Genomic DNA, 799 nt, shown 5'->3' with positions numbered 1-799 from the left:
GGGGACGGAGCGGTTCCTGGGGTCGAAGTTCGCGAAGAAGCCGGAGATCATGGCGGCGAACATCGCGGCGTTCCGGGCGGGCTGGAACTTCGGTGAGACGACGGAGGACTTCGCGGTCTCCTACGAGGTCGCCCCGGCCGCCAAGGCCTTCCCGGTGGGTACCTACCGCAACATCTCCGGGAACCTGGCCCTGGCCTACGGCCTGATCGCCGCCTCCCGCCAGGCCGACCTGCCACTGTTTCTGGGCTCCTACCCGATCACCCCGGCCTCCGACATCCTGCACGAGCTGAGCCGGCACAAGAACTTCGGTGTGCGGACCTTCCAGGCCGAGGACGAGATCGCCGGTATCGGTGCCGCTCTGGGCGCGGCCTTCGGCGGCTCCCTCGCGGTGACCACCACCTCCGGCCCCGGTGTGGCCCTCAAGTCCGAGACGATCGGTCTGGCGGTCTCCCTGGAGCTGCCGCTGCTGGTCGTCGACATCCAGCGCGGCGGCCCCTCCACGGGGCTGCCGACCAAGACCGAGCAGGCCGATCTGCTGCAGGCGATGTTCGGCCGCAACGGCGAGGCCCCGGTCCCCGTCGTCGCCCCCAAAACCCCGGGGGACTGCTTCGACGCCGCGTTGGAGGCGGCGCGGATCGCGCTCGCCTACCGCACGCCGGTGATGCTGCTCTCCGACGGCTATCTGGCCAACGGTTCGGAGCCCTGGCGGATCCCGGACCTGGAGGAACTGCCCGATCTGCGGGTCCGGTTCGCGACCGGCCCCAACCACACCCTGGACGACGGCAGCGAGGTGTTCTGG

General features: G+C 70.3%; 1 pseudogene. It reads left to right on the top strand.

What is annotated here, in order from left to right:
- Window positions 1–799, top strand: a pseudogene (locus IE277_RS46765) (2-oxoacid:acceptor oxidoreductase subunit alpha); the annotation flags it as partial.

This window comes from Streptomyces alanosinicus, assembly GCF_014650595.1.
Taxonomy (GTDB): Bacteria; Actinomycetota; Actinomycetes; order Streptomycetales; family Streptomycetaceae; genus Streptomyces; species Streptomyces alanosinicus.
Note: the sequence above shows the minus strand (reverse complement) of the source record. Positions and strands in the feature narration are given on the sequence as shown.